This window comes from Aeromicrobium sp., assembly GCF_014378035.1.
In the GTDB taxonomy this organism is placed as follows: Bacteria; Actinomycetota; Actinomycetes; order Propionibacteriales; family Nocardioidaceae; genus Aeromicrobium.
In genome coordinates, this window is record NZ_JACMOM010000141.1 from 1 (window position 1) to 6,600 (window position 6,600).

Sequence of the window (6,600 nt, forward strand, 5' to 3'; positions counted from 1 at the left end):
CAGCAGGACGCGGCGATCATCCTGGGCGTCTCCCGACAGCGTGTGTCCCAGCTGCTCAAAGTCTGAATCGGTTGACGGCGGTTGAGCCCACCGGCGTCCAGTTCACTTGGACCTACTCCGGGTCCGTGGCCGGCACAACCTAGTTCCACTTATGGGCGGGGGAGGCGCCTCAGTCGAAACCTCTTGTCCAGAGATTGTCAGTACCAGACCGTATAGGTCCACAGTGCCGCGTCCATGAGCCGCAGCCTGGAGATATCAAGGGCCATCAGCCTGCCGACACCGACCTCTCGAGTGCGCTCGGGCAGGAGGTCGATCGCTGCTCCGACCTCTGGGTCTTGGACCAAGGCACGGAAGACCTGCCAATCAGCCCTGAAATCATCCAGCTCGAGGATGCCGAGATGGCTGCAGACATTGCGATCGCGTACCGGAAACAGCGAGGGGCGTTTGCGCGCACACAGTTTACTGGCTGTCACCCACGGGTTGGGTCTGCGCGCCGCGGACGACGACAGCCCGGTCTTGACCGCTCGATAGAACTCCTCCATCGCGGACATGGTGTCGGCGTCGGCGTGAGTCTGGCACTCCTCACAGACTGATGCTGAAGACCGGAGGGGCCGGGTTCCTTCATGGACAGGTGGCTGGCCAGCAGACGATCGAGGTCATCGCCCCCCACCCCTGGCGCGTCGGCCTCTCGGTCGCGCTCGGGCTCAACGGTACGGTGGCTAGCGTGGATCCACTTACAGTTGCTCTGGTCACGGTTGCGACCAACGCCGGTTCAGAGGGCGTCAAGACCACCAACGGGCTTCTGACTCGAGTACTTGGCCCCGCGGCCGATGTGTTGGGCCAAGAACTCGGTCGGTACACGGAGTACCGACTCCGAAACCTCAGCAAGATCGTATCCCGCTCCGAGAAGAAGGCCCGCGAGCCCGGACGATCAGGAAGCGTGCACCCCCGCGTCGCTCATCGTCTCCTCGAAGGGGGTCTTTTTGCGATGACGCGGTCATGGCGGACTACCTCGGAGGCCTCCTCGCGGGTAGCCGAACACCCAGCGGACGGGATGACCGCGCTGTTGCATGGTCGGATCTGGTCACAGGCCTGAGTGCGGCACAGATACGCCTTCACTACCTTCTTTACCGTGGATGGGCGATCCGCCTGCAGGGTCGGAGTAATGTCAATCCAGGCACGACCCAGGGAAGACTCCAAGCTGTCATGTATGTCGAACTGAACGAGATCATCGACGCCATTGGTGTTGAGGACGACGATCGGGAAATCGTCGGAGTGTTCAACCACGCCATAGTTGGGCTTCACCGTCAGGGTCTGGTGCAGGACCAATACGCCCACGGCGGACGTGAACCGGATAGTCCTGACTCCCCGTATCCACTTGTTCTCAACGTTGCCCCCTCCGCTGCTGGCATGGAACTGTACGGCTGGGCGCAAGGTTTTCCGGGGCTAACTCCTCAGGCGTTCATCCTGGAGGCGCTGCCTTTCGACGTCGAGCCACCACTTGCGCGCCTACAAACCGCTATGCTGCCGCGACTACCAGCGGCCGGGCCTGACCTCTCACAGCCGACGTTGCCTTGAGTGTGTCGTCATGCGCCTGAACCGTGGCGACCAGGTCGCCGGCCTTCCCGCAAACCGACGCTCGGGACCTGCTGCGCCACTTCGACGACGCGCAGCCAGAGGACCTGATCGGCTCCTGGATCGATATCGACAGCCGGACCGGCGCACAGGTCGCCCGCGCCTTCGAGGATGCCGGATACCTCCAGCTTCATAGCGTTGACGGTCACGGTGAGACCTGGTGGGAGTCCACGATCAAGGGCGGCGCACTGGCCCAGGCCAGCTTCAACCGGCCGATCACCCGGGCGACCGCAGAGCGCCTTCTCGCCGGCGTCATCGACCGTGCCAAGCGGTTCAACGCCGACGAGTCGCACCTGACCGACATCACCGAGCTGGTCGTGTTCGGCAGCTGCCTTCGACCCCGACGTGCAACGCCTTGGTGGCCTCGATCTCGGAGTTTCCTTGCGCAGCCGGATCCCCGGCACCACCGCGCCGGCTGACCAGAGGGAGATCCTGCTCAGCTACGCCAGGGCCAACGGGCGCCCCGTCAACGACCTGCTCGTCGTCATGTCCTGGCCGGACAAAGAGGCGCTGACGATTCTGCGTAATCGGTCTGCGTTCATCAACCTCACCCTGGAGGACGTACGGACCCTGACCGACCGATGGAAGGTCGTCCACAGCTACGACGGCACGTGAGTCGAAGCGTGCTGAAGTCATGCCGGGGTTTGACTCGGGCCAGATCTACCAGATCAGCTTCGGTGATTGGTTGCCAGGATCGCGGCGTGGGTGACGTGGAGCAGGCCAGGGGTGTCGATCAGCACCACGTCGTACTGTCTGGCCAGCCGTCGCTGGGTCAGCGGGTCGCAAACCCCCGAGGCCGCGGAGTCAGCTCCGACTGGTGCAGCTCAGTTGCAGAGGGCGCCTTTGAGCGTGACGTTCAGGGGACGCACTAGGGGTTGACGCAGCACGATCGGTGCGAGCTTGCTGGCGGGTTCGCTCAGCTGGAGCACGATCGTTCGCGACGTGCCGCGAGGCAGCTCAAGGTCGACGGTATACACGGGGTGTCCGTTCTCGAGACCGATCCGGCTGGTGCCAGGGTGACCCGCGACCGTCACGGCCTGCATCTCTGCCCCCTGGGTCGCGTAGTAGCTCACCTCCAGGCGGTTGTCTCCAGGCTTGATCGGGTAGGTGCGGTCGTCGGCGCGGGCCGTCACGTACGTGGAAAGACCAGCCGCCGGCGCGTTGTTGGTGAGGGTGATCGTCACCTTTGTATGCCGGGTGGCTCCGCAGCCGGTGCGCTTCCAGGTCAGTGACCGGTCGAGGTAGTAGTCGAGCTTGTTGCCACCGTCGTTGACCAGGGACAGGCCGACGTAGGGCGCTGTCGTGGTGGGGATGATTCCGGCCACGGCGGTCTGCGCCAGGTCTGCCTGCACGGCTGGGTGGGCACTCCAGACCAGGATGCGTCGTTCACCGGCAGCCTTGCCGGCTGCTCGCAGCAGTGTTGTCGGCTCGCCGCGCGCGGCGAGGATCTTGACGCTGGCGGCGGAGGCGACCTGAAGCTGGTAGGCCCTGCGTTGCGCAATCGCGCCCGCGTTCATGCCCGGGAACTTCGCATAGCTGGTGGACTGGGTCAGAGCGACGGCATTGGCCCCGCTGATCTGTGACTTGTCCGGCAGCGTGGCCGGGCCTGTGACGGCCAGGAGGTAGCTGAGTGCGGTGGGGTCGACGGCGATGACGCCGTCGACTGCCTGCCCGCTCTGCGTCTTCCACATGGATGCCCAGATCTGCGCGGCGTAGGGGAAGTTCGGGCTCAGGTTGCCGTTGCCGTACAGGGTTGTCGTGCCTGCGCCGTCATAGAGGTCGTGATAGTCGGGTCCGAAGTCCACGGTGGCGGCGACGCCACTCATCGTGGCGTCGCTGTACATCCGGGTGAAGCGCACTGTGCCGTGGTTGGCTTCGACGATGGCGAAGGCGCCCGGCAACCCGCCGGTGCCGCGGGCCTCGGCCTCGTTCTGGAACGCCAGGAAGTACCGCTTCGGGCTGTCGGCTCCCAGCCTCGCCGGCATGATCCGCACAGCGAGGTCGGCGGCCTTCAGGGTGTCGTCCAGGGCGGTGATCTGGCTGAGCGCGTCGACGTTGGTGGTGTCGATGGAGCCCAGCCAGGTGTGTCGCGGCAGTCCGTTGATGGTTCTTGTGGTCTGGGCCACGCTGGCCGACGCGGAGGCTACAGCAGGTGCCACGGCCGCGATGCGTGAGACGTCGACACTGCCGTCGGGTCGGCGCAAGGTGCGCGGGTTGAGGCCGCCAACGTCCTTCGAGCCGACCTGGCGCCGGGAGCCGCTGCCACCGGTGCGCCAGGCTGTCGCGGATCGGGTGGTCACCTGGGTGGGGGAGAGGCGGGCCCCGTTGGTGGGCGGCGCCCTGAGCATCGCCCTGGTGGGTGTCCTGGTCGGCAGCTCCTTCAGCTCCCCTGTGGCGGCTGAGGCGCTGCAGCGTTCGGCTGGCGCGCCGGTTCAGCAGGCGGCGCCGTCACCGCACCCGACCCCGGCAGTGATGAGCCACCCGGCGACCTCCCTGAGGCGGTTCGCCGTTGCCGCGAGTCTGCCGGAGGCGGGGCAGGCCGGCGCCGCGGTGCCCCTGGGCGTCCCGAGGTCACTGGCAGCCAACGCGGTTCCCGCCGCGGCCTCGTCCAGCGCTTCCGGCCTGCCCGGCACAGGTAAGGCGTCTCCGACGAGAGGGCCCTCGGCGCCGGCGAGTCCTGCTTCACCCTCTCCCGCCGGTCCGGCGGTGCCCGCGGTCGCCATCCCGGTGGTGCCGTTGATCGCGGCCGGGCAGACTGCCGCCGATGCGGCTGCTGCGGCTGCCCTGACCGCAGCCAACGCCCTGGCGGCGGCAAACCTCACCAAGGCCAACGCCAAAGCCGCCGCCGACCTCACCGCCGCCAATGCTGCGGCTGCCGCGGCCGCGACGGCTCAGGCCGCGGCAGATGCCGCCTGGGCAGTGGCCCACCCGTAAACCTGAAAGGCCGGCGCAGGCGGGGCACTCGCCGCTCGGATCTTCAGGTGCTGGTGCCGGTGCTGGCTGAAAGCCGACGCGCCGTCACTAACGTCCTGGCCGGGTCGCCGCTGGGCGCCCCGGGAGTCGTCGGGCCGTGACGGATCTGGTTTGCTTGGCCACTGCGGACGCAATGGATCGGCCCCCGGCCTCGCTCTGCTGGGGCCGGTTCATGACGCGGCGAGTGTGCCACAGGCTAAGGCTGGCCAAGATGAGGGCGAGCACCGCAACCCCAAGCCAGACAACGAATTCCATGCTTTGCTGGTTCACTGCAAGCCCCCTGGCTGATCCCGTTTCGCGCTGGTGTCGTGGGCGCCTTTGCCTTCGTCTGGTGCGAGCAAATTTGTCCGTCGCAGACGATTGTTGGCTGCATTGGACAACTGCGCAAGCCCCCCGACCGGAATGTGTTGTTAGAGCGCGCGCAGATAGGCGCTTCTAGTCGGTCCAGCGTTTGGCCCATTTGACGAGTTTCACGGTCAGGATGAGGGTGATGGCGAGGGCTATCTGACCGAGGCGTTGGGGGCTGAACCTGTCCGTGTTGCGGCGGAGTTGACCGAAGTTGGATAGCCAGGAGTTGGTGCGTTCGACGGGCCATCGCAGGCCCAGAGTGAGTGGTTTCTTGATCTTGGGTTCGCCCTTGCGACGCTTCTTGGCGACGATCAGGTCGGTCAGTCCCAGGGTTTGGCAGCGTTGTGTGGTGACCAAGCTGTCGTAGCCTCGGTCCAGGTGCAGTGTCTCGACATCGGTGAGCAGGCCGCGGTCGGCGACGGTTTGCAGGGTGGGTGCGAGCAGGATGCTGTCGTTGCGGTTGGCGCCGTCGATGACCCACCCGATCGGGATCCCGAACAGGTCGGTGGCCACGGACCACTTCCAACCAATTTTGGCCCGGTCTGTCGGATTGGGGCCTGTCCCTTCTCCACCGCACGGTGCCTTGTGCAGGCTGCCGTCGACGGCGACTTCGGACAGGTCCAGGCCGATGATCTTGTCGTAGCCGGCGATGGACTCTTCGACGAGCTTGTTGAAGACGCCGGCGTTGAGCCGTTCGGTGCGCCGGTTGCGCAAGGTGGTCTCCACTGCGGGGGTGAGCCGTGCGGCAACGTCCCAGGAGCAGCCGGTGACCAGCCGGAGCAGGATCCCGGTGAAGCAGTCGCGGTCGGGGACCCGTGGTCGGTAGCAGCCCAGTGGGTGGGTATCTGGCGGTCGTGGCGGTAGGTGGCCTTGGACGGCGGCCCAGACTGCGTCCACGACGCGGGGATCGAGCGCGAGCAAGGGTCCTCTTGCTAGTTTGGAGCCATTGACCTGAAGTATTGATACTTCAAGTATGGCTACTTCAAGCAGGAAGGTGTGGGATGACGAACCGAACCGGCAAACGTGTCGGACTCGCAACGATCGAGCGCCGCAGGGCCAAGATCACCTCTGAGATTGCAGCCTTGGGACTGCCGTTACCTGGCAGCCTGGTCGAACGACGGACCCGCTGCGGAAACACCGGCTGCACATGTCACGGCGACCCGCCTCAGTTGCACGGCCCATACCTGACCTGGACCCGAAAAGTCGACAACAAGACCGTCACTCGCACCCTCGACTCGGCGCAGGCAGAACGCCTGCGACCGCTGCTGGACAACTCCCGCAGGCTTCGTGAACTCGTCTCCGAGTTCGAGGCCCTGGCTCTCCGACAAGTCGAAAACGATCCCGCACAGCCAAACCCCTGACCGGCCTATCTGCGCGCGCTCTTACTCACTTTTTGTGACGGATGACAAGGTTCGTTCCCGCAGAGGGCCCAGGGGTCGAGGCGACGGCATAGGTCCTACTGTGCTCAGGGTTCATTTGAGCAGTTGGGCAGCGTGAAGATGTGTCAGTAGGCGCCTGAGCTGCGCAGGACGGCGCGGCCGGTGCGCCACAGGATCATGAGGTCGGACATGACCGACCAGTTCTCCACGTAGTAGAGGTCGAAGCGGACCGACTCTTCCCAGGTCAGGTCGCTGCGTCCGTTGA

The 6,600-nt window shown here is 65.6% G+C and carries 9 protein-coding genes and 1 pseudogene; 6 read left to right on the top strand and 4 right to left on the bottom strand.

What is annotated here, in order from left to right:
- Positions 1–197: 197 nt before the first annotated feature.
- Positions 198–554 (bottom strand): annotated as a pseudogene (locus tag H7290_RS07310) (DUF6308 family protein); the annotation flags it as partial.
- A 38-nt stretch (positions 555–592) separates the two neighbouring features.
- Between H7290_RS07310 and H7290_RS07315 the strand changes: the two are divergent.
- From H7290_RS07315 to H7290_RS07330, 4 genes are all read left to right on the top strand, one after another.
- Positions 593–1,096, top strand: a complete 504-nt coding sequence (locus H7290_RS07315) for a hypothetical protein (RefSeq protein WP_290513365.1) — start codon at positions 593–595, stop codon at positions 1,094–1,096.
- A gap of 110 nt (positions 1,097–1,206) precedes the next feature.
- Positions 1,207–1,578 (top strand): hypothetical protein, encoded by a 372-nt coding sequence (locus H7290_RS07320; RefSeq protein ID WP_290513366.1) that lies wholly within the window; start codon positions 1,207–1,209, stop codon positions 1,576–1,578.
- Between the two features lie 23 nt (positions 1,579–1,601).
- Positions 1,602–2,054, top strand: a complete 453-nt coding sequence (locus tag H7290_RS07325) for a hypothetical protein (RefSeq protein ID WP_290513367.1) — start codon at positions 1,602–1,604, stop codon at positions 2,052–2,054.
- Complete coding sequence (locus tag H7290_RS07330; RefSeq protein ID WP_290513368.1) at positions 2,017–2,250, top strand: hypothetical protein; 234 nt, start codon at positions 2,017–2,019, stop codon at positions 2,248–2,250. The genes H7290_RS07325 and H7290_RS07330 overlap by 38 nt, the downstream gene beginning before the upstream one ends.
- Before the next feature lie 209 nt (positions 2,251–2,459).
- Here the strand turns inward: H7290_RS07330 and H7290_RS07335 are convergent, their stop codons facing one another.
- The gene (locus H7290_RS07335; protein ID WP_290513369.1) at positions 2,460–3,935 is read right to left on the bottom strand and encodes a DUF4012 domain-containing protein; all 1,476 of its coding nucleotides are present in this window, start codon (positions 3,933–3,935) and stop codon (positions 2,460–2,462) included.
- On the opposite strand from H7290_RS07335, the gene H7290_RS07340 reads away from it, so the two are divergent.
- The gene (locus H7290_RS07340; RefSeq protein WP_290513370.1) at positions 3,928–4,569 is read left to right on the top strand and encodes a hypothetical protein; all 642 of its coding nucleotides are present in this window, start codon (positions 3,928–3,930) and stop codon (positions 4,567–4,569) included. The two genes, H7290_RS07335 and H7290_RS07340, sit on opposite strands and share 8 nt — an antisense overlap.
- A 474-nt stretch (positions 4,570–5,043) precedes the next feature.
- Here the strand turns inward: H7290_RS07340 and H7290_RS07345 are convergent, their stop codons facing one another.
- Positions 5,044–5,853 carry an IS5 family transposase gene (locus H7290_RS07345; protein WP_290513371.1) on the bottom strand — a complete coding sequence of 270 codons (810 nt, stop codon included), beginning with the start codon at positions 5,851–5,853 and terminating at the stop codon, positions 5,044–5,046.
- Positions 5,854–5,957: 104 nt separating this feature from the next.
- Here H7290_RS07345 and H7290_RS07350 point away from each other — a divergent pair, with 104 nt between their 5' ends.
- A complete protein-coding gene (locus H7290_RS07350; RefSeq protein ID WP_290513372.1) occupies positions 5,958–6,317 on the top strand; it encodes a DUF6788 family protein in 360 nt (119 codons plus the stop codon).
- 143 nt (positions 6,318–6,460) lie between these two features.
- On the opposite strand, the gene H7290_RS07355 is transcribed toward H7290_RS07350, so the two are convergent.
- Entirely contained in the window at positions 6,461–6,583 is a 123-nt protein-coding gene (locus H7290_RS07355; protein WP_366927606.1) for a sugar transferase, read from the bottom strand.
- Positions 6,584–6,600: the final 17 nt, after the last annotated feature.